Below are 800 nucleotides of genomic sequence, written 5' to 3'. Positions count from 1 at the left end.
GGAGATGATCACCGCGGCGGCGGTACGGCCTACTCCGGGGATCTCATCGAGGCGTTCGACCACCTCCTCGAAAGGGACCAGTTCGGCGTCGATCCTGGCCTCGAGGTCGGCGATGTCGGCGGTGACCATGTCGATGCGGGTGAGCATCTTCTCCAGCAGGAACGCGTGGTGCTCGTCGAAGCGGCCGGTGAACGCCTCCTCCAAGTCGGTGATCTTGCCCCGCATCCGCCCCCGAGCGAACTGCGCCAACACTTTGGGGTCGCGTTGCCCGGCGAGCAACGCCTCGAGCATGTCCCGCCCGGAGACCCCGAAGATGTCCGAGACCACGGCCGAGAGCTTGATCTGGGCGTCCTCGAGCAGCTTCTCCACCCGCTGCCGCTCCGCGGTACGGATAGCGACCTGATCCCACCGGTAGCGGGTCAGGTCGCGCAGCACCCGGATCGGCTCCGGTGGCACGAAACTAGGGCGCAACATTTGACGTTCGGCGACCTTGCACAGCCACACCGCGTCCAACCGGTCCGTCTTCGGACGCCCGGGCAGGTGCTTGACGTCCTTGGCGTTGACCAGCCAGGTCTCGAACCCGGCAGCCTCCAACACGTAGAAGACCGGCTTCCAATAGTCGCTGGTTGCCTCCATCACCACCCGGGTCACACCGAGCTCGGCGAACCGGTCAGCCATCAGCAACAACGAGCGGGTCATCGTCTTGTAGGTGGTCACCTCCTGAACGCGACGGGACTTGCCCGCCGCGCCGGGGACCCGCACACACGAGACCAGCTCGGCCTTGCCGATATCGAGCGCAG

Annotated in this window: 1 protein-coding gene; it reads right to left on the bottom strand. The window is 66.0% G+C overall.

Annotation, left to right across the window (positions count from 1 at the left end; translation table 11 throughout):
* A partial coding sequence (locus tag ABD225_RS18555) for an IS110 family RNA-guided transposase (protein ID WP_344089178.1) occupies nucleotides 1-800 on the bottom strand: 800 nt, incomplete at both ends.

This window comes from Nostocoides veronense, from assembly GCF_039531185.1.
GTDB lineage: Bacteria > Actinomycetota > Actinomycetes > Actinomycetales > Dermatophilaceae > Nostocoides_A > Nostocoides_A veronense.
This window is presented reverse-complemented; position numbering and strand designations above follow the sequence as displayed.